Source organism: Sinomonas sp. RB5 (assembly GCF_054063535.1).
Map to the genome: position 1 here is coordinate 267548 of NZ_JBSSGJ010000002.1, position 24199 is coordinate 291746.

Here is a 24199-nt window from a genome sequence, read left to right on the forward strand (position 1 = left end):
TGGAACAAGACGCAGAGGCCCGGCTCCCAGCCGCGCCGATGGCCACCAGATCAAGGAGTGCTGATGTCACTGGAGACTCAGGGAACCGGCTGCCCGTTCGGGTTCGGCGCCCAGGCTGGCACCGACACAGGTGCGGCGCCCGCGAGCGCCGGCCACGCGCCGTCGTCCGCCCCCGCAGCAACGCACGGCGCCACCCACCACGGCTACGAGCCGTTCCAGATGAAGAACCCCTTCCCGGCCTACGCGGCCCTCCGCGCCGAGGAGCCGGTCATGTACGACGAGCGGATCGACCTCTTCGTGGTCACCCGCTACGACGACATCAAGGCCGTCTTCGACGACTGGGAGACCTTCTCCTCCGAGAACGCCCAGGCCCCGGTCCGCAAGCGCGGCCCGCAGGCCACCCAGATCATGAACGAGGGCGGCTTCACCGCCTACTCGGGCCTCTCGGCCCGCATCCCCCCGGAGCACACCCGCATCCGCGGCATCGTGCAGAAGGCGTTCACGCCGCGCCGGTTCAAGGTCCTCGAGCCGTTCATCCGCCAGAACGTCGCCGACCGCCTCGACGCGATGATCGGCCGCGGCCAGGACGCAGCCGCCCACCACGGCGAGATCGTCAAGGACCTCGCCTACGAGGTCCCCACCATCACCATCCTCACGCTGATCGGGGAGGACCTCGCCAAGCTGGACGACTACAAGCGCTGGTCCGACTCGCGCGCCGCGATGACCTGGGGCGACCTCACCGACGAGGAGCAGATCCCCCACGCGCACAACCTCGTCGAGTACTGGCAGGCCTGCCTAGCCCTCGTCGCGAAGGCCCACGCCGAGGGCGGAGACAACCTCATCGCCGACCTCGTCACCGCCCAGAAGGACGGCGCCGAGATCTCCGACCACGAGATCGCCTCGGTGGCCTACAGCCTCCTCTTCGCCGGCCACGAGACCACCACCACGCTCATCTCCAACGCCCTCCGCCTCCTCGCCGCGGACACCGAGACGTGGCAGAAGCTGGTCGAAGACCCCAAGAAGATCCCCGGCGCCATCGACGAGGTGCTCCGCTACTCCGGCTCGATCGTCGCCTGGCGCCGCAAGGCCCTCAGGGACGCCGAGATCGGCGGGGTGAAGATCCCGAAGGGCTCCGGCATCCTGCTCGTGATGGGCTCGGCCAACCGCGACGAGTCCAAGTTCGAGGACCCCGAGACCTTCGACATCGGCCGCCCCAATGCCCGCGAGCACCTCTCGTTCGGCTTCGGCATCCACTACTGCCTCGGCAACATGCTCGCCAAGCTCCAGGCCAAGATCGCCCTCGAGGAGGCCACGGCCAAGCTCCCCCACCTCACGGTGGATGACCCGGGGAGCATCGAGTTCCGCGAGAACCTCTCCTTCCGCGTCCCCGTCTCCGTTCCCGTGAGCTGGACCGAATGAACGCGCCGACCACAACCATGGAGCAGACCATGCAGGACACCGACTTCCAGGACACCGAGTACATCCAGTTCTTCGACGGCGGCACCGAGCCGACCCTCGCGAACCTCGGCGGCAAGGGCGCCTCGCTCGTCACGATGACGTCCGCGGGCATGCCCGTCCCCCCGGGCTTCGTGGTCACCACCGCCCAATTCGATGCGTTCATGGCGGAGAACCAGATCACGGAGAGGATCCACGCGCTCCTGGCCGGCCTCAACCCCGAGGACGTCGCCGAGGTCGACGCCGTCTCCGCCACCATCCGCGCGAGCATCGAGGAGTGCCCGGTCCCAACCGAGGCCCGCGCCCAGACGGTCGCCGCCTACGAGGCCCTCCAGTCCCGCTTCGACTCCCCCGTCCCGGTCGCCGTCCGCTCCAGCGCCACTGCCGAGGACCTCCCCGACGCCTCCTTCGCCGGCCAGCAGGACACCTACCTCTGGCTCGAGGGCTTCGACGCGGTGGGCGAGCACATCCGCAAGTGCTGGGCCTCCCTCTACACCTCCCGCGCCATCATCTACCGCCTCAAGAACGGCATCCCCAACGGGGGCCTCTCCATGGCCGTGGTGGTGCAGAAGATGGTCAACGCGAAGGCCTCCGGCGTTGCCATGACCCTCGACCCCACCAACGGCGACCGCTCCAAGATCACCATCGACGCCTCCTACGGCGTCGGCGAGATGGTGGTCTCCGGCCAGGTCACCCCGGACAACATCGTCCTGGACAAGGTCACGCTCGCCCTCGTCACCGAGCACCTCGGCGACAAGCACGCTGAGCTCGTCCCGGACGCCGCCACGCGCCGCCTCGTGGAACGCGAGGTCGACGCCGAGCGCCGCTCCCGCCGCTGCCTCACCGACGCGCAGCTCACCGCGGTTGCCACGCTCGCCAAGCGCGCCGAGAAGCACTACAAGACCCCGCAGGACATCGAGTGGGCCCTCGACGCCGACCTTCCCGACGGCGAGAACCTCCTGCTCCTGCAGGCCCGCCCCGAGACCGTGCACTCCTCCAAGCCCGCCACCGCACCCCAGCCCGTGGTGAGCCAGAGCGCGCAAGCCGGCGCCGCGCCGTCGTCCGCCACCACCGGCGGCTTCAGCTGGGGCTCCATCAAGCTCACCGCCTGACCCTTCCGTTCGCCCGAACAAGCACAGGACACACCAATGTCGATGAAGTCCTTCCCGAAGCCGTCCGAGCTCCCGGTCCCCGCCGGAGCCGAGGGCTGGGAGAAGCTGTACCCCTACTACCTCGTGTTCCAGGACAAGCTCAAGGAGCAGGAGGACGCCAAGTTCTGGTTCTGCGACAGCCAGCACTGGCCCACCGTCTTCAAGCCGTTCGAGACGATCGGCGGCGAGTTCGCGGTCAAGTGCCTGGGCCAGTACAACGCCCGCCACCTCATGATCCCCAACGCCAACGGGATCGAGTTCCGCATCCACCTCGGCTACCTCTACATGAGCCCCATCCCCGTGCCGGAGGACCAGATCGCCGCGCGCGTGCCGGCCTTCGAGGAGCGCGTGGGCTACTACTTCCAGAACTGGCCGCGCCTTCTCGAGCAGTGGCACACCAAGGTCAAGGGCACCATCGACGAGATGGAGAAGATCACCTTCGCCAAGCCCCCGGCCATCGTCCCCATCGAGGACATCCACTCGGGCAAGGCCAAGGACGGCTCCGAGGTCCTCCTCGACAACTACGACCGCCTCATCCAGCTCGCCTACCAGAACTGGCAGTACCACTTCGAGTTCCTCAACCTCGGGTACATCGCCTACCTGGACTTCTTCAACTTCTGCAAGCAGGTCTTCCCGAACATCCCGGACCAGTCCATCGCGACGATGGTGCAGGGCGTGGACATGGAGCTGTTCCGCCCCGACGACGAGCTCAAGGGCCTCGCCGCCCTCGCCGTCGAACTCGGCATCCAGTCCGCCTTCGAGAACGCGGACGACGCCGACGCCACCTTGGGCGCGATCCGCGCCTCCGCCGGGGGTGACCACTGGATCCAGCGCTGGGAGGAAGCGCACGAGCCCTGGTTCAACTTCACCGTGGGCAACGGCTTCTACGGCCACGACAAGTACTGGAACGAGCACCCCGAGATACCGCTCAACTACATCAAGGACTACATCGCCCGGCTGGACGCGGGGCAGGAGATCCTCCGCCCGGTCGAGGCGCTCATCGCCGAGAAGGAGCGGATCGTCGAGGAGTACCGCGAGCTGCTCGAGGGCGACAACCTCGCCGCGTTCGACGCCAAGCGCGGCCTGGCCGCCCAGTGCTACCCGTACGTGGAGAACCACAACTTCTACATCGAGCACTGGACCATGGGCGTCTTCTGGCGCAAGATCCGCGAGCTCTCCCGAGTGTTCCACGCCGAGGGCTTCTGGACCCAGCCGGACGACCTCCTCTACCTGGGCCGCAACGAGGTCCGCGACGCACTGTTCGACCTCGTGACCTGGTGGGGCGTGGGCGCCTCCGAGCCGATCGGCCCGAGCTACTGGCCCGAGGAGATCGAGCGCCGCCGCGTCATTGTGGACGCGCTCAAGACCGCCCGGCCCCAGCCCGCGCTCAACACCCCGCCGGCCTCCATCACCGAGCCGTTCACCCGCATGCTCTGGGGCATCACCACCGAGCAGGTGCAGCAGTGGCTCGGCGAAGGTGAGGCCGTGGAGGGCGGCGGCCTGCGCGGCATGGCGGCCTCCCCCGGCGTGGTCGAGGGCCCGGCCCGCGTGGTCACCGACGCGGACCAGCTCTCCGAGGTCCAGCAGGGCGAGATCCTCGTCGCCACCGTCACGGCGCCGTCCTGGGGCCCGATCTTCGGCAAGATCGCCGCGACCGTCACGGACATCGGCGGCATGATGAGCCACGCCGCCATCGTGTGCCGCGAGTACGGCCTCCCCGCCGTGACCGGCACCGGCTCGGGCTCCACGACCATCCGCACGGGCCAGATGCTCCGCGTGGACGGCACGAAGGGCACCGTGGAGATCCTCGACGGCGCCCCCGCCGCCACCGTCTCCGGGCCCGGCGCGCACAGCCACGCGCACGGCGAGTCAGGTCACGAGCACAGCCAGGAGCCGGCGCATGCCTGAGCAGACCGCACCCCAGTCCCCCCGGCTCGCGCTCATCACGGGCGCGGCCGGGGGCCTGGGCCGGGCCTTCGCCCTCGGCTTCGCCTCACGCGGCTACAAGGTGGCCGTCGCGGACGTGAACGCCGCCGGCGCCGAGGAGACCGCGCAGCTCCTGCGCAGCCAGGGCTCCGAGGCCCTCGCCCTCAAGGTCGACGTCACCGACGTCGCGTCCACCGAGGCGATGGCCGCGGAAGCGGCCGAGTTCGGCGGCGGCGGGATCGACGTCGTCGTCAACAACGCCGCGATCTACGCGACGGTGACCCGCAGCCCGTTCGAGGAGATCGACCCGGCCGAGTGGGACCTCGTGATGGGCGTCAACCTCAAGGGCCCGTGGCTCGTGACCCGCGCGGCCAGCCCGTACCTGGGCGACGGCGGCCGCGTCATCAACCTCTCGAGCGCCACGATCTACTCCGGCTCCGAGCAGTGGGCCCACTACGTGGCGTCCAAGGGCGGCGTCGTGGCCCTCACCCGGGTCCTGGCCAAGGAGCTCGGCAAGCGCGGGGTGACGGTCAACGCGATCGCCCCCGGCTTCACGCTCACCGAGGCCAGCTACGGGCTCATGGAGAACGCCGCCACGTACGGCGTGGACCGCGGCGCGATCAAGCGGGCCAGCCAGCCCGAGGACATCGTGGGCGCCGCCATGTTCCTCGCGAGCCCCGACTCCTCCTACATGACCGGCCAGACCCTCGTGGTCGACGGCGGCCGGCAATTCATCTGAACCCTTTAGACCACCCTGACACCGATTCTCAGGAGAGCACCCCAATGACCACCACCGTCCACTACACCGACGCGGAGGGCACCGTCCGGGACATCGAGGGACGCCCTGGCGACTCCGTCATGGAAACCGCCGTGCGCAACGGCGTGCCGGGCATCGTCGCCGAGTGCGGCGGCTCGCTCTCCTGCGCCACGTGCCACGTGTTCGTCCGCGAGGACTGCCTCGACGAGCTCCCGCCCATCGAGCCCATGGAGGACGAGATGCTCTACGGCACGGCCGTGGACCGCGAGGAGAACTCGCGCCTGTCCTGCCAGCTCAAGCTCACGGACGGGATGGACCTGTACGTGACCACCCCGGAAACCCAGGTGTGAGATGACCGCCCCAGACGCACCCACCGCAGAGCCCACCGGCCTGCTGATCATCGGCGCGAGCCAGTCCGGCATCCAGCTGGCCATCTCGCTCCGCGCCCTCGGCTTCGAGGAGCACATCACGCTCCTCGGCGAGGAGAACCACCGCCCCTACCAGCGCCCGGCCCTCTCCAAGGAGTGGCTCCAGGGCGAGGTGGGCAACGAGTCGCTCATCTTCCGCTCCAACGAGTACTGGGACGAGCATCACGTCACCCTCGTCAAGGACGAGCGGATCACGGAGATCCGCAAGAATCCTGATGGGTCCGGGGTCGCGATCGCCGCCTCCGGCTCCAGCTTCCCGTTCAAGCGCCTGGCGCTCACCGTGGGTGCGCGGGCGCGGAAGCTCGCGATCGACGGCGGCGACCTGGCCCGCGTCGTCTATCTCCGCAACGCCGACGACGCCCTGGCGCTGAAAGCCCTCGTGGGCAGCGCGACGGACGTCGTGGTGGTGGGCGGGGGCTTCATCGGCCTCGAGGCTGCCTCGAGCCTGAAGAAGATGGGCAAGAACGTGGTGGTCCTCGAGGCCGGCCCGCGGCTCGTGGGCCGCGCCGTGGGCGAGGAGACCGCGCAGTTCTTCCTCGACGCCCACCGCGCCCGCGGCCTCGACATCCGCCTCGGCGCGAAGATCACCCGCTTCGTGCCGGGCAACGGCGGAACGGCTTCCGCGCACGACGGCGCTCCTGCGGTCGCCGGCGTCGAGCTCGCCGCGGGCGAGGGCACGGAAACCGAGGTCATCCCCGCGCAGATCGTGCTCGTGGGCATCGGCGTCGTCCCCAACACCGAGCTGGCCGAGCAGATGGGCCTGACGGTGGACAACGGAATCGTCGTGGACCAGTACGCGCTCGCCTCGGACGGCACCACCGTGGCCGTGGGCGACTGCGCGAACATGCCCAACCCCGTGCCCGGCTCCCCCGCCGGCGAGCGCATCCGCCTCGAGAGCGTCAACAACGCGATCGAGCACGCAAAGGTCGCGGCCTACTCGCTCATGGGCCGGCGCGAGGAGTACGCGGGCATCCCCTGGTTCTGGTCGAACCAGGCCGACCTCAAGCTCCAGATCGCGGGCCTGTCCATGGGCTTCGACCAGACCGTGGTGCGCCGGGACGACGAGCGCGGCAAGTTCTCCGTGCTCTATTACCGCGCGGGCCGGATCATCGCCGCCGACTGCGTCAACGCTCCGCTGGACTTCATGGCCGTCAAGAACGCCCTCGCCAAGGGCCAGAACATCCCGGCCGAGGCGGTCCAGGCCGCCGCCGCGGACGTGCAGCTGAAGACCCTGGCCATCCCGCTCGCCACCGCCGTCGCCGCGGGAGGAACCCGATGACCGAGAACACCCTCGAGATCGACGCCGCCCGCGCGGGCGCGTTCGCCGCCGCCTACCCCGTGCGGCCCGTCCCCGCCGAGGGGCCCGTGGACACGCGGCCCATCTGCGAGACGCCAGGGACCGCGGGCCCCGGCGGCCGGCTCGACCCGCTGTGGAAGGCCGTGGTCCGGTACACCCGCACCCGCGGCAACGACATCCACCTGCCCATCTCGGTGGCCTACGCCGAGCGGCTGTGCGACGCGTACCCGGGCGCCGACCGCGAGCTCGTGCTCGTCGCGACCCTCCTGCACGACACCGGCTGGGCCCGCGTGGACGAGTCCCGCATCCTCTCCGAGGGCTTCACCGGGGACTGGCGCAAGGCCCAGATCCGGTACGAGCACGAGCACCAGGGCTGCCTCGTGGCCCGCGAGGTGCTGCCCGGGCTCGGCTATTCGGAGGAGTTCGTCGAGCGCGTCACCGCGATCATCGAGGGCCACGACACCCGCCACGTGGCCTATTCCCTCGAGGACGCCCTCATGCGGGACGCCGACCGGCTCTGGCGCTTCGACCGCGCGGGGATCGCCCTCGCGTCCTCGTGGTTCAAGATGGACCCGTCCACGTACGCCGACCGGCTCGCGGCCGAGATCGTTCCCGAGCTCATCACCGCCGCGGCCGTCGAGATGGCCACCGCAGACCTCGCGCGCTCCAACGCGCTGCTCCAGACGGGAGTGCTCCGATGACTGTCCCCACCCACACCGGTGCCACGACCGCGGGAGGCGAGCGGCCGGCGTCGTCCGCCTCCGGCCCCGACGCCCGGGCGCGCCGCGCCGCCCTCTCCCTGCCGTACACCCGCGTGGACGACGTGTTCATCGACGGCGCCTACGTCCCCGCGCAGGCGACCGGCCGCAACCCCGTCACCGATCCCGCGACGGGCGAGGCCTGGGGATCGGTGCCGGACGGGTCGGCGGAGGACGTCGACGCCGCCGTCGCCGCCGCGCGCCGGGCGTTCGACGCCGGCCCCTGGCCCCGCCTCTCGCCCTCCGAGCGCGCGGCGTACCTGCTGAGGATCGCGGACGAGATCGAGGCCCGCGCCGAGGCCCTCGCGCAGACGAACACGCGCGAGAACGGCTCGCCGATCACCGAGACGCGCGGGGCGGCGGCGAACGCGGCCGGGATCTTCCGCTACTTCGCCACGCTGGCCGAGTACCTCGAGCGCGAGGACGTCCGTCCGTTCCCCTTCGCCCGGGGCCAGGAGTCCGTGGTGCGGCGCGACCCGGTCGGCGTGTGCGCGCTGATCGCGCCGTGGAACTTCCCGATCAACCTCGTGGTCATCAAGCTCGCCCCGGCGCTGCTGGCGGGCTGCACCGTGGTGATCAAGCCCGCCTCGCCCACGCCGCTGTCGATCCGGTTCATCGTCGACGCGGTCGCAGCGGCGGGGGTGCCGGCCGGCGTCGTGAACCTCGTGACGGGGTCGGGCCGGATGGGGGACGTGCTCGTGAAGCACCCGGGTGTGGACAAGGTCGCGTTCACGGGGTCGACGCCGGTGGGCCGGCGTATCGCCGCCGCGTGCGGGGAGCTGCTGCGGCCCGTGACGCTCGAGCTCGGCGGGAAGTCGAGCGCGATCGTGCTGCCGGATGCGGACCTGGACGCGATGTCGAAGGTGCTGATCCGGTCCTCGATGCGCAACACCGGCCAGACCTGCTACATCTCCACGCGGATCCTCGCGCCGGCCTCGCGGTACGCCGAGGTGGTGGACATGGCCGCGTCGGTCATCGCGGCGGCGCCGCAGGGCGACCCGCTCGACCCCGCGACCGTGTTCGGGCCGAGCGCCACGAAGTCCCAGTTCGACACGGTCATGGGGTACGTCGAGTCGGGCCTCGCGGAAGGCGCGCGGGCCGTGGCGGGCGGCAGGGCGGCGTCGTTCGCGGCCGGAAGCGGACTCGAGGGCGGGTACTTCGTGGAGCCGACCGTCTTCGCCGACGTCACCCCGTCCATGCGGGTAGCCCGGGAGGAGATCTTCGGCCCGGTGCTGACCATCCTGAAGTACAGCGACGCGGGGCCGGGTCGTGGGGCCGACGAGGCCGTGGCGCTGGCGAACAACACCGAGTTCGGGCTGGGCGGGCTCGTGTTCTCCTCCGATCCCGAGGCGGCCCTGGCCGTCGCAGACCGGGTGGACACCGGCTCGATCGGCATCAACTTCTTCGCCTCGAACCACGCGGCGCCGTTCGGCGGCCGGCACGATTCCGGCCTCGGGACGGAGTACGGGATCGAGGGCCTGGGCGCGTACCTGACCTACAAGTCGATCCACCGGAAGGCGCGGTAGACGGAAGGGGCCGCGGGCCCGTCATCTCGGGCCCGGCCCCCTCCCGATGGGTGGAACGGCGTAGGCTTGGGATCGCACCATACGGGGCCATCGTGAGGGCCCCGCGCAAGGAGGCTGACCCAGCATGGACGAGACCATCGCCGGACAGGGTCCGGACGCTGCATTGGCCGCCGGACAGGTGCCGGAAGCTGTACTGGCCCGGGCGCAGGAGGACGAGCTCCTCGACCTGTTCCTCGGGAGCGTTGACCTCGCGACGTTCCTGGCGCGCGTCGCCGTCGTCGCTGCCCACGACCTCTCGAAGGACCCCACCGTTCCAGGCACGGTCACGTGCAGCGTCACGGTGGGCCGGCACGGGCGTCGGGCCACGGTGGGCAGCAGCGACCCGGCCGCGGACGTCATGGACGAGCTGCAGTACGCGAGCGGCGAGGGCCCGTGCTCCGAAGCCGTGGCCACGGGCCGCACGGTCTATGTTCCCGACCTCAGCGTGACCACCCGGTATCCGCGCTATCGGGCCGCCGTGGCCGGGGCCCCGCTCCGCTCGGTCTTCGCGACGCCGATCCCGCTGCCCACCTCCGCCGACGCCGAGGCCGCCCTCAACTGCTACTCGGCCAAGCCTGACGGCTTCCCCGACGAGCTCCGCGCGCGTGCCGAGGAGCTCGCCTCCCTGGCGTCCCGCTCGGTGCACCTCGCCGTGCGCTTCGCGCGCGAGACCGATCGGGTGTCGGACCTCGAGTCCGCCCTCGAGTCGCGCACCGCGATCAACCTCGCGGCCGGCGTCATCATGGCGCAGTCCAACTGCACGGCGGACGAGGCCATCCAGGTCCTCAAGACCGCCTCGATGAACCGCAACCAGAAGCTGCGCGACGTCGCCGCGCTGATCCTGTCCCGCTACGGCAGCGAGGACCCGAAGACCATCTTCACCTGACAGGCCGGGCGGCCCTTGACCTCAAGGTCGCTTGAGCCTGTTGGGTGGTTCCCATGCGCATCATCTCGGTCGCCTTCGACACGGACGATCTGGGCCGGGCCGAGTCGTTCTACGGCGCGGTTCTGGGGCTACCCACCCGCTACGGGGACGGCGCCTTGACGGTGCAGGCGGGCGCTTCGCGGCTGGTTCTGCGCGAAGGCGGTCCGGGCCCGGGCAGGCAGCACCTCGCGTTCACCATTCCGCGGCTCATGTTCGACACCGCCAAGCGCTGGATCTCCGAACGGGTGCCCCTCCTGCGCGATTCCGAGGGCAGAGACGACTTCGAGACGTCCCCGCACTGGAACGCGCACTCGCTCTACTTCGAGGACGCCGACGGCAACATCCTCGAGTTCATCATCCGCCGGGACATCGCCGATGACCGCACCGGGCCGTTCCGTCCGGAGCACGTCCTCGCCATCAGCGAAGTCGGGGTTCCAGTCGGGGACGTCCCGGCGGTCGCAGCTCGGGCCGAGGCAGCGTTCGGCATCGAGGCCTATGGCACCGGAACATCCGATTTCCGGCCCATCGGGAACGTCGAAGGCCTCCTCATCCTCGTCGCCCCCGGTCGGCACTGGTTCCCGACGGCGGTGCCGAGCGGGAGCACGAGCCTCTCGGTGCACATCGTCGGGAAGGCCGCGGGATCGCTGGAGCCCGCTCCCGGCATTACGATCCATTCGGATATTATCCGAATCTAGTTTCGGATTACTCTAGTAATTATCGTAACTATATTCTAAAATGGCTACATGGGGACGACGGGCGGGGTCGGGAGGCAGCGGGGCGTGGGAGCGTCCCCGGCAGTCAGCCTCGACGGTCTTCCTCCCGATGACGAGCTGCTCACCAAGGAGTACGAGGAGTACGGCTTCGTCGACCCGCTGAGCCCCGAGGGCAGGGCCTCCCTCCCGGTCATCGACGACTACCTCACCCTCGTGGAGGGCCTCGGGGCAGGAGAGATCGAGCCGGATTCCCTAGCCCCAGCGGTCCTGGCGCTCGTCGCGCCGCATCTGTCCGAGGGGCGCCCCTTGGAGGCAGCGGAGACCGGCTCAACACTGCTTGACCCAGCCGCGCTTGAGCCTTGGACCATCAGCGCGGGCGAGTGGGAGGCCGTCGGCATCCCCGCCCCTCGCCGTGACGACGACCTCGAAGGCGCCGCGCGGGCGCTCCGCCTCGAGCATGCGGCGGAGATCGTGCGGGCCATCGAGGAGACCGAGGTCGATCAGGCGCGCCTGGATGCACAGCGCGCCCGACTCATGGCCGAGCTCGTGCAGATCCACGAGCGGTCAGGGGATCTCCAACGGCGCCTCGAGGCCCCAGCCCTCGCGGCCTCCGAAATTGCCGCAGCACTCCGCGTGTCCCAGCGGACCGCGCGGGCGAGGGTCGAGGAAGCCCGCGCCCTCGCCGATCCCGCCCTGGCCCCGGTGCTCGCCGCCATGCGGGCCGGGCGTCTGACGCGGCAGCGTGCGGCGACCGTGCTCGACGCCGCCATTCCGGTCCCGTCCGCGCGCCTGGAGAATTTCGCAGCGGCGGCCACCGCCATCGCCGCCCCCGAGGACCCGGACCGCCGGCCCACCCTTCCCGCCTTGGGTCAGCGCCTGCGACGCCTCGCGGAGGACTACTGCGAGGAGCCCCTCGCGGCGCGCAGGGCCAAGGCCGTCACGGACCGCCGTGTGGAGGTGACTCCGGTGGGCGACGGCATGTGCTACCTCACGGCGCTCCTCCCCCTCGAAGTGGGAGCGGTGGTCGACACGCGCCTCGCGGCGATCGCGCGTTCGCTGCAGTCGCCCGCCGAGGCACGCACCGTCAACCAGCTCCGCGCCGACGTCCTGACCGACCTCCTGCTGGACGACCCGGGGCGGCAGCTCAGCGGCACCCCAGCCACCGGCGGCGCGCCGCTCGGTGGCGTGCGCCTGCAGCTCGTGGTGACCGCACCGGCGTCGACCGTCGACGGCACCGGCGACGCACCCGGCGAGATCCTCGGCTACGGCCCCATCGACCCCGACACCACACGGCGCCTCGCAGCGCAGGCCTCGACCTGGACGCGGCTGCTCGTGAGTGCCCGGGACGGAGCGCCGCTGTCGATCGGCCGCATCCGCTATGCACCCACCGCAGCCATGCGGCGGTTCCTCACGGTGCGCGATGCGACGTGCCGCTTCCCCGGGTGCGACAAGCCCTCGGCCGCCACGGAGGTCGACCACACGGTCGAATGGCACGAGGGCGGCCAGACCGACGTCCGCAACCTTGCCCTCCTGTGCCCCGAGCACCACCGCCTCAAGAGCCTCGGCCTCTGGACGGTCCGGCACCTCGGAACGGACACGGAGGTGCTTGGCACAAAGTCGCCGGCCGCTACGGCTGCACCGCCTCACGAGCGGGCGCCGAGCCGAGCGTCACCGCGCAGCCAAGCGTCACCACCCAGCCCCGAGCCCCCGGGCACTCTCGAGTGGACCGCGCCCTCAGGACGCCGCTACATCACCCACCCGTACCGCGAGGATCCGCCACCGTTCTGAGCCCAGCCCTGCGATCTGTCCCGCTGCCCACGAGCCGGGCCATTCGCTCCCCCGTGTCGGAGCCGGGCGCGGGAAGGTAGGCCACGATGTGCAGCGTCGGGGCATCCGCGGGCACGAGCTGGTGCTGCTCGAAGTCCAGCCGCCCGGCCACGGGATGGAGGAAGGTCCGGGCGCGGGAGGCGAAGCGGCGCACCTCGTGGTCGTCCCAGGCTCGGGCGAAGTCCGCGGAGTCCTCGCGCAGGCGCGTCACGAGCTCGACGTGCGCGGCCCGGTCCGCGTGCGAACCGGCCTCCGCGCGGTAGTCGGCCAGGAAGCTGCGCACCGTGACCTCCCAGTCGGGCAGCATGCCCCGCACGTAGGGGTCGGTGAAGGTCAGGCGCAGGAGGTTCCTGTCGCGGGCGGGCACGGTGGCGATGCCCGGGAAAAGCGCCTCATACCCGCTGTTCCACGCACCGATGTCCCAGGTCGAGGTCACCGCGAAGGCCGGCGAGGGATCCAGCGCATCGAGCAGGTGCTGGACGTGCTCGGGAACGGGCTCCGGGGTGCCGGGGACCTCGCGGGGCGCCGGCGCGAATCCGCTGAGGCCCAGGATGTAGTCGTGCTCGGGGGCGCTGAGGCGCAGGTTCACGGCCACGGCGTCGAGCACCTGGCGGGACGGGTGGATGTCCCGGCCCTGCTCGAGCCACGTGTACCAGGTGACCGAGACGCCGGAGAGGAAGGCGACCTCCTCGCGCCGCAGCCCCACGGTGCGGCCCCGGCCCACGGGCGGCAGGTCGTAGTCGGCCCGCACGGCCCGCTCCCGGCGGGAGCGGAGGAAGGCGCCCAGCTCCTTGCGGCGCGTCTCGGCGGGCGTGGCGGTGTCCAGGGAGGCCTCCTCGAACGCTAGCAGTTTCACTACTAGTATCGCTGCCGTCTGGCAGCCCGTCGCGCGCGCGTGGTGTTCTAGTCCAATGCCAGCTCTTCGCTCTCGTACCGTCACCCATGGCCGCAACATGGCCGGCGCCCGCGCGCTGATGCGCGCCTCCGGCGTCGCCAACTCGGACATCGGGAAGCCGATCATCGCCGTGGCCAACTCGTTCACCGAGTTCGTCCCCGGCCACACGCACCTGCAGCCGGTGGGCCGCATCGTCTCCGAGGCGATCCACGCTGCCGGCGCCATCGCCCGCGAGTTCAACACCATCGCCGTGGACGACGGCATCGCCATGGGCCACGGCGGCATGCTCTACTCGCTGCCCTCCCGCGACCTCATCGCCGACTCGGTCGAGTACATGGTCAACGCCCACTGCGCCGACGCCCTCGTGTGCATCTCCAACTGCGACAAGATCACCCCCGGGATGCTCATGGCCGCCCTGCGCCTGAACATCCCCACGGTCTTCGTCTCCGGCGGCCCCATGGAGGCCGGCCGCGTGACCCTCACCGACGGCTCGGTCCGCTCCCTCGACCTCGTCAACGCGATCTCGGACGCCGTGGACGAGTCCATCTCGGACGCCGACATCGACCTCATCGAGCAGAACGCCTGCCCCACCTGCGGCTCCTGCTCCGGCATGTTCACGGCCAACTCGATGAACTGCCTCACCGAGGCGATCGGCCTCTCGCTCCCCGGCAACGGTTCCGTCCTCGCGACCCACACCGCACGCAAGGCGCTCTACGAGCGGGCGGGCGCCACCGCCGTCGACCTCGCCAAGCGCTACTACGAGGACGACGACGACTCCGTCCTCCCGCGGTCCATCGCCACCGCGCAGGCGTTCGACAACGCCATGGCCCTGGACATCGCCATGGGCGGCTCGACCAACACGATCCTGCACCTGCTCGCGGCCGCGCAGGAGGCCGGCGTCGAGTACGGCCTGGCCGAGATCGACGCGAAGTCCCGCAAGGTCCCGTGCCTGGCCAAGGTCGCCCCGAACGTGGCCAAGGACAAGACGTACTACATGGAGGACGTGCACCGCGCCGGCGGCATCCCGGCGCTGCTGGGCGAGCTCAACCGCGGCGGCCTCCTGCACACGGACGTGCGCTCGGTCCACTCCCCCGACCTCGCCTCGTGGCTCGACGCGTGGGACATCCGCGGCGGCAAGGCCACCGAGGAGGCCCAGCAGCTCTGGCACGCGGCCCCGGGCGGCCAGCGCTCCTCGACCGCGTTCTCGCAGTCGAACGAGTGGACCTCGCTCGACACGGACGCCGAGGGCGGCTGCATCCGCTCGGTCGAGCACGCGTACTCGAAGGACGGCGGCCTCGCGGTGCTGCGCGGCAACGTTGCGGTGGACGGTGCCGTGGTGAAGACCGCTGGCGTGGACGAGTCGATCTGGACCTTCGAGGGCCCTGCCGTGGTGTGCGAGTCGCAGGAGGAGGCCGTCGAGAAGATCCTCAACAAGACGGTCAAGGAGGGCGACGTCGTGGTGATCCGCTACGAGGGCCCCAAGGGCGGCCCGGGCATGCAGGAGATGCTCTACCCGACCTCGTTCCTCAAGGGCCGCGGCCTGGGCAAGAAGTGCGCGCTCATCACGGACGGCCGCTTCTCCGGCGGCACCTCGGGCCTCTCGATCGGGCACATCTCGCCGGAGGCGGCCTCGGGCGGCACGATCGCCCTCGTCGAGGACGGGGACCTGATCCGCATCGACATCCCGAACCGCTCGATGGAGCTCGTGGTCGACGCCTCGGAGCTCGACGCCCGGTGCGAGCGGCTCGAGGCCACGACCGGCTACCACCCGGTGAACCGTGAGCGTGCCGTCTCCGCGGCCCTGCGCGCCTACGCGGCCATGGCCACCTCGGCGGACAAGGGCGCGGTGCGGGACATCGACGCGCTCACCCGCCTCACTTCGCCGCAGGCCCAGCCCATCGGCTGAGAAGCCCGGGCACTTCGACACAACTCAGGCGGCTCCTGCCCCCGAAACGGGGCCTGGGCCGCCTGAGTTGTGTCGTTCTGCACGCCGCTGGGCCCGCGCACGCCCACGCCCGGCTCAGCGCCGCCGGTAGTAGTCCCGCCAGATGAGCCGGTGGAGCGGGATGATCCGGGGAATCGACCGCAGGCCCGGGATGAAGGGCAGGAACATCAGCGCAAGGGTCAGGACCACCATGATCCCGGTGACCACGAGGTCCGCGTTGGCGAGCCCGTTGAACGGCGGGATCTGGTACCAGAAGGAGTAGAGCCACAGCCACGACTGCCCGGGGTAGTTGCCGGTCTCGTTCATCATGCCCCACTGGTCGCCCGTGAGGTGCTGGTCTGCTGCCAGGCCCTTGAAGTAGGTGCCGTCGCCGAGGAGCAGCTCGGTCCGGGTGCGGTCGAGGCCGGCGGCAGTCCCGCTCCCAGTCCCGCCGTCGAGGACCCGGTCGAGGGCGCCCGAGCGGGCCATGCCCAGGAGTGAGCTGGTCAGAGCGGGCACCGGGCCGTAGTTGCCGGGCGCGACCTTGCTGGGATCGCCGTCGGGCGCCTTGGTGAGGGCGTCCGAGTACGCGGCGGTCCAGTCGGCGCGCTGCTTGTCGGTGGCACCGGTCCACGCGGAGAGCGCCGAGGGCGGCTGGGGCAGCGCCGCGAGGGGCGCCACCACGAGGTCCTGCGCGGTGTCGATCGGCAGGCGGACCCCCGAGAGGCTCTGCAGGTCGATCGGGCCGAGGGTCTGGCTCACGCCCTGGGTGGCGTTGTACGGCGGCCCGTACTGGGCGGTGTCGCTGGTCCCCCCGAGCTCGGCCGTGGCCGTCGCCACGAAGTCCGACGGCGCCGCGCCAGCCCACGAGGCCAGCGTCACCGGGGCGTCGTCCGGGGACCCGACCACCGCCGCGAGCCCCAGAGTCAGCACCCCGACGACGACGAGCGCGTAGACGAGCTCCTTGACGAGGTCGTACTCGCGGACGGCCCCGCGCCAGGGCCTCCGGTCGAGATCGCGCCGGCCCTCGAGATCGTGCCGGCGGTCGAGGTCCCGTGGCTGGCGGGAGCGCGGCTGGCGGGAGCGGGACTGGCCGTGGCGCTCAGGGCCCGCAGCAGGCGGGCGGGACATGGTCGTCATGCCGGACCGCCCTCGGTGGCCCGAGGAGCCGCCTCCGCGTCCGCGGCCTGCATCCCGCTGAGCTGGGAGCCGCCGAGCTGTGAGCCGCTGAGCTGGGAGCCGCCGAGCTGGGCGTCGGTCTCGGCGGCCTCGAGCGGCGGGGCCACCCCGTGCACGCGCACGAGGAGCACGTGGAGCACCACGACGGCGCCCACGGCGAGCGGCAGCAGCACGATGTGCCACATCAGGACCTGGCCGAGGTTCGCCACGTTGAACCACGCGCCGACCCCCACGGCGTTGAGGGCGTCCTTCGCCTGGAAGGCGATCCACTGTGAATCGAAATTCGTCTGGAGGAGGTACCCGGTGAACGCCGTGACGATCGAGACGACGAACGCCAGGACGCCCGTGATCCAAGTGAGGGTGCGGCCGCCGCGCCACGACGCCATCCAGAACTTGCCCCAGAGGTGGATGACCATCGTCATGAAGAACAGCTCGACCGACCACAGGTGGGTGCTGTTGACGAAGTGGCCGAACGCGGACACGTGGTACCACGAGGGCCCGTTGAGCGCGAGGACCAGCCCCGAGATGACCACGTAGGCGAGCGCCGCGATGGCGGCCATCCCGAACACGTAGATCCACGAGGCGACGTAGCTGGGCTGGGTCTCGGGGAGGAGCTTGTCCGGTGGCAGGGTCCGCAGTCCCCAGCCCCGGAAGCGTCCGGTCCAGTTGACGATCCGGCCGCCGGGCTCCGGCTGCGAGGGCTGGGCGGTCACCGCTTGTCCCTCCCCCCGGGGAACGGCAGGAAGAGCGCTGCGACGAACAGCGCGATCATCGCGAGGATGACGATGAGGTTCCCGAGTTGGACCGTGAAGGAACCCCAGCCGAGATAGATGCCGGCCGCCTGGAGACGGAGGGCGCCCGCGAGGGCGGTCAATGGCGTGTCCACGCCATTACCGTCCGCCCCCGCGGCCGGGCGTACCTAGAGACTTTGTGCCTGTACTCCCAGATCAGCCCGGATTCCCGGCGAACTCACAGGACCCACAACGGACTCAGAACGGGTACGGCGCGATCTCCGGGCGCATGGTGAGCCACTGCACCTCGGTGAAGGCGTCCATGTTGGCCGTGGCCCCGCCGAAGCGGGCGCCGGTCCCGGAGGCGCCCACGCCGCCGAAGGGGGCGTTGGCCTCGTCCGAGACGGTCTGCTCGTTGATGTGGACCTTGCCGGAGTGCACGCGGTCGGCGATCTGCATCGCCGTGCCGACGTCGCCCAGGATGCCCACGGACAGCCCGTACTCGTTGGCGTTGACCAGGTCCACCACCTCGTCCACGCTCGTGAACCTCGTCACGGGCGCCACCGGGCCGAAGATCTCGTCGGCGAAGGCGGGGTTGTCCAGGTCGAGGTCGGCCAGGACGGTGGGCCGGTAGAACAGCCCCTCGAAGCTGCCGCCGGCCGCGAGCCGCCCGCCCTGGGCCACCGAGGCCTCGACGATGCCGTGGATGCGGTCGCGCTGCCGCTCGTCGATGATGGGGCCGAGCGCCACCTGCCCCGTGGCGGGATCGCCCACGGGGAGGTGCTCGGCCTTCTCGGCGAGGGCGGCGACGTAGTCCTCGTACACCGTCTCGTGGACGAAGTGCCGGCCGGTGGTCATGCAGATCTGGCCCTGGTGCATGAAGGATCCGAAGGCGCCCGCGGACGCGGCCTTGGCCAGGTCGGCGCCCGGGAGCACGATCAGGGCGTTGTTGCCGCCGAGCTCGAGGTGCGCGCGCTTGAGCAGCCGCGCCGCGGTCTCGCCGACCTTCCGGCCGGCCGCCGTGGAGCCGGTGAAGGAGACCACCCGCACCTCGGGGGCCTCCACCACGGCCTGGCCGGTCTCGGCGCCGCCGGGCAGGAGCGAGAGCACGCCGGCGGGCAGGCCGGCCTCCTCGAAGACGCGCATGAGGGCCACGCCGCCGCACACCGCGGTGCGGGGGTCCGGCTTGAGCAGCACCGCGTTGCCGAGCGCGAGGGCGGGCGCGACCGAGCGGATGGAGAGGATGAGGGGGAAGTTGAACGGTGCGATCACGCTCACGACGCCGACCGGCCGCCGCCGCGCGAAGGACCACCGGTCCTCGTCCGAGGTCAGGACCTCCCCGTGCGGGTGCGAGGGCAGGGCCGCGGCCTCGTAGCACTCGTTCGCGGCGATGTGCGTCTCGAGCTGCGCCTTGGGCGGGATGCCGCCGGACTCCCGGACGATCCAGTCCTGGACCTCCGCGGCGTGGTCCTCCCACAGCTGGCCGGCCCGCCGCAGCACCGCGGCGCGCTCCTCGGGCTTCTTCGCCGCCCACGCGCGCTGCGCCTCGGCGGCAACCCGCGCCGCCCGGTAGACGTCCTCGCGCGAAGCGGTCCCCACCGAGCCGAGCGTGGCCCCGGTGGCGGGCTCGGTGACGTCCTGCGTCCCGCCCGCCGCCTCCGTCCAGCCACCGATGTTCACCTTGCCGCCCCACAGGGCGACGTCATCGAGAAGTGCCATTGCCGTGTCCTCCTTGATCACTCACATGTCACTGAACGAGCTGGGGGCGCTGAACGAGCCCCGGTGCATAACGAGCCGTCAGGCGGCCCCCACCGCGCGCGCGGCCTCGGCGATCGAGGCGGCCGCCGCCTGCAGCTCGGGCACGAGGCGCGCGACCTCGGCGTCGCGGCCGGCATCCCGGCCGTCGCCGTCGATCCGCGCGGAGAGGGCCATGTTGATCGCCGCGACCGTGCGCCCGTCCGCCCCGAGGACCGGGACGGCGAGCGAGCGCAGGCCCACCTCGAGCTCCTGGTCGACGACGGCGTACCCCGCCTCGCGCACCCGGCCCACCTCGGCCTCGATCGCCTCGCGCGAGGTGAGGGTGCGCGGCGTGAGCGGGGCAAGCTCGGCGCGGGCGAAGTAGGCGGCGAGCTCGGCCGGAGTGAGGGCGGCGAGCAGGACCCGGCCCATCGACGTCGCATGCGCGGGGAACCGCGTGCCCGGCGAGATGCCCACCGAGATGATCCGGCGGGTGTGGATCCGGGCCAGGTAGACGATGTCGGTGCCGTCGAGGATCGCGAGGGAGGTCGACTCCCCGTGCCGGTGCGAGAGCTCCTCGAGGATGGGCTGGGCGAGCTCGGGCAGCCGCTGGCCCGAGAGGTACGCGTAGCCGAGCTGGAGCACGAGCGGGGTGAGCGAGAAGGTCCGCCCGTCCGTGCGCACGTACCCCAGCTCGACGAGCGTGTGGAGGAACCGGCGGGCCGTGGCCCGCGTGAGCGCCGTCCGCGCGGCGACCTCGGAGAGGGTCATCTCCTGGTGCTCGGCGTCGAACGCGCGGACCACGGCGAGCCCGCGCGCGAGTGACTGCACGAACGCGTCGCCCGGTTTCGACTCCGCGTCGCTCCGCTCAACCACCGGAAGCTCGGCCACAGGTTCCCCTCTGCTCTCGGGCTGCGTGTGCCCAGGCTGTGTGTACTCAGGCGGCGGGCAGCAGCGGCACGTCGACGAGGTCCTGGAGGTCCTCGAAGCTGATGCCGAACGTCTCGCGGACGCGCACGCCCTCCTGCGTGATGAGGAAGACGGCCTTCTCCGTGTACACCCGGGTCACGCGGCCCACGCCGGTCACAGGGTAGGTCAGTTCGGGGACGAGCTTGGACTTCCCGTCCTTGGTCAGCAGGGTCATCATCACGTAGACGTCCTTGGCCCCCGTGGCGAGGTCCATGGCGCCGCCCACGGCCGGGATCGCGTCCGGGGCACCGGTGTGCCAGTTCGCGAGGTCACCCGTGGCGGAGACCTGGAACGCGCCGAGCACGCACACGTCGAGGTGCCCGCCGCGCATGATCGCGAACGAGTCGGCGTGGTGGAAGTAGCTCGCCCCCGGAAGCTCGGTCACCGGGATCTTGCCGGCGTTGATGAGGTCCTGGTCGATCTGGTCGCCGACCGCGACGGGACCCATCCCGAGCATGCCGTTCTCGGTATGCAGCGTGACGTCCTGCTCCTCGGTGAGGTAGTTGGACACGTTGGTCGGCTGGCCGATGCCGAGGTTCACGAACGAGCCCGGCTCGATGTCCTTCGCGACCAGCTTCGCCATGTCGTCGCGGCCCAGGGGTGCGTCGCTGCTCTGGGGCACGGTGCTGGTCTCCGGCTCGGTGCCCGAAGCGGTGCCCGCCGAGGTGATGCCCGACGTCGTCTGCTCGCCCATGCGTTCAGCCCACCTTCACGATCGTGTTGACGTAGATGCCCGGAGTGATCACGTTCTCCGGATCGAGGCCGCCCACCGGCACGACCTCGGAGACCTGCACCACGGTGTGCTTCGCGGCGGCGGCCATGATCGGGCCGAAGTTCCGGGCCGTCTTGCGGTAGACGAGGTTGCCCTTGCCGTCCGCCTTGAGCGCCTTGATGAGGGCCACGTCGGCGTGGATCGGGGTCTCGAAGACCTGCCACTTGCCGTCGAGGAAGCGCGTCTCCTTCCCCTCGGCGAGCATGGTGCCGTAGCCGGTGGGGGTGAAGAAGCCGCCGATCCCGGCACCGGCGGCGCGGATGCGCTCGGCGAGGTTGCCCTGCGGGACGAGCTCGAGCTCGATCTCCCCGGCGCGGTACTTGGCGTCGAAGTGCCACGAGTCGCTCTGCCGCGGGAAGGAGCAGATCATCTTCTTCACGCGGCCTTCCTTGATGAGGAGCGCGAGGCCCTCATCGGCCTGGCCGGCGTTGTTGTTGACCACGGTGAGCTCCTTGGCGCCGCTGGCGAGCAGCGCATCGATGAGCTCGAACGGCTGCCCGGCGTTGCCGAACCCGCCGATCATCACGGTCGAGCCGTCCTGGACGGCTGCCACCGCCTCCGCGGCGGTGTCCTTGAATTCGAGGGTGTGTGCCACTGACGGCCCTTCCTTACTTCGCCGAAACGTTCTCGAGCACCACGGCGAGGCCCTGGCCCACGCCGATGCAGATGGCCGCAACGCCCCACCGCTGTCCGCTGCGCTGGAGCGAGCGGGCGAGCGTGCCGAGGATGCGGCCGCCCGACGCGCCGAGGGGGTGGCCCATCGCGATCGCGCCGCCGTGCTGGTTGACGATCTCGGGGTCGATCTTCCACGCGTCCACGCAGGCGAGGGACTGGGCGGCGAAGGCCTCGTTGAGTTCGACGGCGCCCACCTCGTCCCAGCCGATCCCCGCCTTGGCGAGGGCCCGGTTCGCGGCCTCGACGGGCGCGAAGCCGAAGTACTGCGGCTCGTTGGCGGCGGCACCGCGGCCGGCGATGCGGGCGATGGGCTCGAGGCCCAGCGTGCCCGCGGCGGCCTCGGAGCCGAGCAGCACGGCGGAGGCGCCGTCGGAGAGCGGGGAGGCGTTGCCGGCGGTGACGGTGCCGCCCGCGGTCGAGCCCGAGCGGTCGCCGTTGTCCTTGCGGAACACGGTCTTGAGCCCGGCGAGCTTCTCGGCGGAGGAGCCGGGGCGGATGCCCTCGTCGCGGGTCAGGTCGGTGCCGGGCACCGGGACCACGAGGTCGTCGTAGAAGCCGGCGTTCCACGCGGCGTCGGCGAGGGTGTGCGAGCGGGCGGCGAACTCGTCCTGGCGGTCGCGGCCGATCGAGAAGCGCTCGCGCAGCTGCTCGGTGGCCTCGCCGAGGGAGACCGTCCACTCGGCGGGCATGGTCGGGTTCACGAGCCGCCAGCCGAGCGTGGTCGAGGCGAGGGTCATGTCCCCGGCCGGGTAGGGCTTCTCGGTCTTGGGCAGGACCCAGGGCGCGCGGGACATGGACTCGACGCCGCCCACGAGCATGACGTCGGCGTCGCCCACCTGGATCTGGCGGGAGGCGATCATCGCGGCGTCGAGGGACGAGCCGCACAGCCGGTTCACCGTGGTGCCGGGGATGGAGACGGGCAGGCCCGCGAGGAGGGTGGCCATGCGGGCCACGTTGCGGTTCTCCTCGCCGGCGCCGTTGGCGTTGCCGAAGATGACCTCGTCGATCGCACCGGGCTCGCCGTCGCTGCCCTCGAGTGCCTCGGGGGTCAGGCCGGGCGCGCGGTCAACGATCGAGCGGACCATGTGGGCCGCGAGGTCGTCGGGGCGCACGCCGGCGAGGCCGCTGCCGAACTTGCCGAACGGGGTGCGGATGGCGTCGTAGACGAAGGCGTCAGTCATGAGTTCGAATCCTTGCTGGCATCAATCTGGTCGAGAGTGTTCTGGGCTACCTTGAAGGCGGTGTTGGCCGAGGGGACCCCGCAGTAGATGGCGCTCTGCAGGATCACCTCCTTGATCTCGTCGCGGGTGAGCCCGTTGCGCAGGGCCGCGCGGACGTGCATCGCGAACTCGTCCCAGTGCCCGTGCGCGATCATGGCCGTGAGCACGGCCACAGAGCGCATCTGGCGGCTGAGGCCGGGGCGGGTCCAGATGCCGCCCCAGGCGATGCGGGTGATCATGTTCTGGAATTCGGCGGTGAACTCGGTGGTGTTCGCGTTGGCCCGGTCCACGTGCTCGTCGGAGAGGACCTCGCGGCGCACGGCCATGCCGCCGTCGTACAGCTCGCGCTGGGTCGCGTCCGGCTGGACGGCCCCGGCCTGCTCCTGCGGGACCCAGTTCTCGCCGGCCTGCTGGTGGCTCATCGCGCCTCCTGCCCGGCTCCGGATCCGTCCACGCCGCTGGGCTTGCGGGCCGCTGCGGCGAAGTGCCCGCGGAGCAGGTCCGCGACGAGGGCGGGGTTCTCGGTCGGGGCGATGTGCGCGACGCCCGGGATCTCGACGGCGGTGCCGTCCTGGGCGTGCTCGGCCATCCACCGGGCATCGGCGATCGGGCAGACGGAGTCGAATTCGCCGGCCACGGCGAGGAACGGCACGGCGATCTCGCCGAAGCGGTCGCGGACGTCATAGGCGGCGATCGCGCGGCAGACCGCCGCGTAGCCGAACCGGTCGGCGTCGCGCAGGGTATGGAGCAGGCGCGAGGACTGGGTCGGGTGGGAGCCGAGGAAGCCGGGGGCGAACCAGATCTCCGCGGAGGCCTGCAGGCGGACGGCCGTGCCCTGCTTCGCGACCTGGTCGGCGCGCTCGGCGTAGCCCTCGGCGCCGTTGAAGCGGGCCGACGAGCAGAACATCGCGAGGCTCAGGAGGCGGTCCGGGTGCCGCAGCGCCAGCTCCGCGCCCGTGGCCCCGCCGACGGAATCGCCGGCGTAGTGGAAGCGGACGGGGTGGCCGTCCTGGGCGGGGAGGATCGAGTCGACCAGGGCCACGACGGCGTCCGCGAGCTCGCCGACGCTGAACTCGGTGTCCGGCTCGGCGGCGGGCGAGATGCCGTGGCCCGGGAGGTCCCAGCCGAGGATGTCGTAGTCCTCGCCGAGGAGGCGCGCGGCGTCGTCCCACATCACGGTCGAGGTCCCGAGCGAGGGCCCGAGGACCACGAGCTCCTTCTCCCCGAACTGCTCGCGCGGGCTCAGCCGGACGGCCTTGATCTTGGGCACGCTCACGTGCTCGTCCTTTCCCTCA

The 24199-nt window shown here is 71.2% G+C and carries 23 protein-coding genes; 12 read left to right on the forward strand and 11 right to left on the reverse strand.

The window, feature by feature from the left end; all coding sequences use genetic code 11:
• The first annotated feature begins 63 nt into the window (after positions 1 to 63).
• From ACVWWH_RS03930 to ACVWWH_RS03980, 11 genes are all read left to right on the forward strand, one after another.
• Positions 64 to 1419, forward strand: a complete 1356-nt coding sequence (locus ACVWWH_RS03930) for a cytochrome P450 (RefSeq protein ID WP_457315694.1) — start codon at positions 64 to 66, stop codon at positions 1417 to 1419.
• A gap of 29 nt (positions 1420 to 1448) precedes the next feature.
• Positions 1449 to 2567 carry a PEP/pyruvate-binding domain-containing protein gene (locus tag ACVWWH_RS03935; RefSeq protein ID WP_457315695.1) on the forward strand — a complete coding sequence of 373 codons (1119 nt, stop codon included), beginning with the start codon at positions 1449 to 1451 and terminating at the stop codon, positions 2565 to 2567.
• A 36-nt stretch (positions 2568 to 2603) separates the two neighbouring features.
• Complete coding sequence (locus ACVWWH_RS03940; protein WP_457315696.1) at positions 2604 to 4514, forward strand: PEP-utilizing enzyme; 1911 nt, start codon at positions 2604 to 2606, stop codon at positions 4512 to 4514.
• Positions 4507 to 5271, forward strand: coding sequence for an SDR family NAD(P)-dependent oxidoreductase (locus ACVWWH_RS03945; RefSeq protein WP_457315697.1), 765 nt, complete (start codon positions 4507 to 4509; stop codon positions 5269 to 5271). The genes ACVWWH_RS03940 and ACVWWH_RS03945 overlap by 8 nt, the downstream gene beginning before the upstream one ends.
• A gap of 44 nt (positions 5272 to 5315) precedes the next feature.
• Complete coding sequence (locus tag ACVWWH_RS03950; RefSeq protein ID WP_307007438.1) at positions 5316 to 5639, forward strand: 2Fe-2S iron-sulfur cluster-binding protein; 324 nt, start codon at positions 5316 to 5318, stop codon at positions 5637 to 5639.
• A gap of 1 nt (position 5640) precedes the next feature.
• Complete coding sequence (locus ACVWWH_RS03955; protein WP_457315698.1) at positions 5641 to 6996, forward strand: NAD(P)/FAD-dependent oxidoreductase; 1356 nt, start codon at positions 5641 to 5643, stop codon at positions 6994 to 6996.
• Complete coding sequence (locus ACVWWH_RS03960) at positions 6993 to 7715, forward strand: HD domain-containing protein (protein WP_457315699.1); 723 nt, start codon at positions 6993 to 6995, stop codon at positions 7713 to 7715. The genes ACVWWH_RS03955 and ACVWWH_RS03960 overlap by 4 nt, the downstream gene beginning before the upstream one ends.
• Entirely contained in the window at positions 7712 to 9298 is a 1587-nt protein-coding gene (locus ACVWWH_RS03965) for an aldehyde dehydrogenase family protein (RefSeq protein WP_457315700.1), read from the forward strand. Before ACVWWH_RS03960 ends, ACVWWH_RS03965 begins: the two co-directional genes overlap by 4 nt.
• 124 nt (positions 9299 to 9422) lie before the next feature.
• Positions 9423 to 10223 carry an ANTAR domain-containing protein gene (locus tag ACVWWH_RS03970; protein ID WP_457315701.1) on the forward strand — a complete coding sequence of 267 codons (801 nt, stop codon included), beginning with the start codon at positions 9423 to 9425 and terminating at the stop codon, positions 10221 to 10223.
• Positions 10224 to 10276: 53 nt separating this feature from the next.
• Positions 10277 to 10957, forward strand: coding sequence for a VOC family protein (locus ACVWWH_RS03975; protein WP_457315702.1), 681 nt, complete (start codon positions 10277 to 10279; stop codon positions 10955 to 10957).
• A gap of 48 nt (positions 10958 to 11005) precedes the next feature.
• Positions 11006 to 12763, forward strand: a complete 1758-nt coding sequence (locus ACVWWH_RS03980) for a DUF222 domain-containing protein (RefSeq protein WP_457315703.1) — start codon at positions 11006 to 11008, stop codon at positions 12761 to 12763.
• Here the strand turns inward: ACVWWH_RS03980 and ACVWWH_RS03985 are convergent.
• Positions 12726 to 13658: a helix-turn-helix transcriptional regulator gene (locus ACVWWH_RS03985; protein WP_229710853.1), complete on the reverse strand. Its 933-nt coding sequence runs from the start codon at positions 13656 to 13658 to the stop codon at positions 12726 to 12728. The genes ACVWWH_RS03980 and ACVWWH_RS03985 overlap by 38 nt on opposite strands.
• Positions 13659 to 13713: 55 nt before the next feature.
• On the opposite strand from ACVWWH_RS03985, the gene ilvD reads away from it, so the two are divergent.
• Complete coding sequence (ilvD, locus tag ACVWWH_RS03990) at positions 13714 to 15603, forward strand: dihydroxy-acid dehydratase (protein WP_457315704.1); 1890 nt, start codon at positions 13714 to 13716, stop codon at positions 15601 to 15603.
• 114 nt (positions 15604 to 15717) lie between these two features.
• On the opposite strand, the gene ACVWWH_RS03995 is transcribed toward ilvD, so the two are convergent.
• The 10 genes from ACVWWH_RS03995 to ACVWWH_RS04040 form a co-directional block, all read right to left on the reverse strand.
• Complete coding sequence (locus ACVWWH_RS03995; protein WP_457315705.1) at positions 15718 to 16761, reverse strand: hypothetical protein; 1044 nt, start codon at positions 16759 to 16761, stop codon at positions 15718 to 15720.
• On the reverse strand, positions 16758 to 17513 hold the full coding sequence (locus tag ACVWWH_RS04000) for a cytochrome b N-terminal domain-containing protein (RefSeq protein WP_457315706.1): 756 nt from the start codon (positions 17511 to 17513) through the stop codon (positions 16758 to 16760). Before ACVWWH_RS04000 ends, ACVWWH_RS03995 begins: the two co-directional genes overlap by 4 nt.
• A complete protein-coding gene (locus ACVWWH_RS04005; protein ID WP_157089151.1) occupies positions 17510 to 17686 on the reverse strand; it encodes a hypothetical protein in 177 nt (58 codons plus the stop codon). Before ACVWWH_RS04005 ends, ACVWWH_RS04000 begins: the two co-directional genes overlap by 4 nt.
• Positions 17687 to 17789: 103 nt before the next feature.
• Positions 17790 to 19250 (reverse strand): benzaldehyde dehydrogenase, encoded by a 1461-nt coding sequence (locus ACVWWH_RS04010; protein WP_457315707.1) that lies wholly within the window; start codon positions 19248 to 19250, stop codon positions 17790 to 17792.
• Positions 19251 to 19328: 78 nt separating this feature from the next.
• Positions 19329 to 20159, reverse strand: coding sequence for an IclR family transcriptional regulator domain-containing protein (locus ACVWWH_RS04015; protein ID WP_457315708.1), 831 nt, complete (start codon positions 20157 to 20159; stop codon positions 19329 to 19331).
• Between the two features lie 46 nt (positions 20160 to 20205).
• On the reverse strand, positions 20206 to 20820 hold the full coding sequence (locus ACVWWH_RS04020; RefSeq protein ID WP_457315836.1) for a 3-oxoacid CoA-transferase subunit B: 615 nt from the start codon (positions 20818 to 20820) through the stop codon (positions 20206 to 20208).
• A 115-nt stretch (positions 20821 to 20935) separates the two neighbouring features.
• Positions 20936 to 21604 carry a 3-oxoacid CoA-transferase subunit A gene (locus ACVWWH_RS04025; protein ID WP_066501337.1) on the reverse strand — a complete coding sequence of 223 codons (669 nt, stop codon included), beginning with the start codon at positions 21602 to 21604 and terminating at the stop codon, positions 20936 to 20938.
• A gap of 13 nt (positions 21605 to 21617) precedes the next feature.
• Positions 21618 to 22865: a thiolase family protein gene (locus tag ACVWWH_RS04030; protein WP_457315709.1), complete on the reverse strand. Its 1248-nt coding sequence runs from the start codon at positions 22863 to 22865 to the stop codon at positions 21618 to 21620.
• Entirely contained in the window at positions 22862 to 23326 is a 465-nt protein-coding gene (pcaC, locus tag ACVWWH_RS04035; RefSeq protein ID WP_066501342.1) for a 4-carboxymuconolactone decarboxylase, read from the reverse strand. Before pcaC ends, ACVWWH_RS04030 begins: the two co-directional genes overlap by 4 nt.
• Positions 23323 to 24180: an alpha/beta fold hydrolase gene (locus ACVWWH_RS04040; RefSeq protein WP_457315710.1), complete on the reverse strand. Its 858-nt coding sequence runs from the start codon at positions 24178 to 24180 to the stop codon at positions 23323 to 23325. Before ACVWWH_RS04040 ends, pcaC begins: the two co-directional genes overlap by 4 nt.
• Between the last annotated feature and the right edge of the window lie 19 nt (positions 24181 to 24199).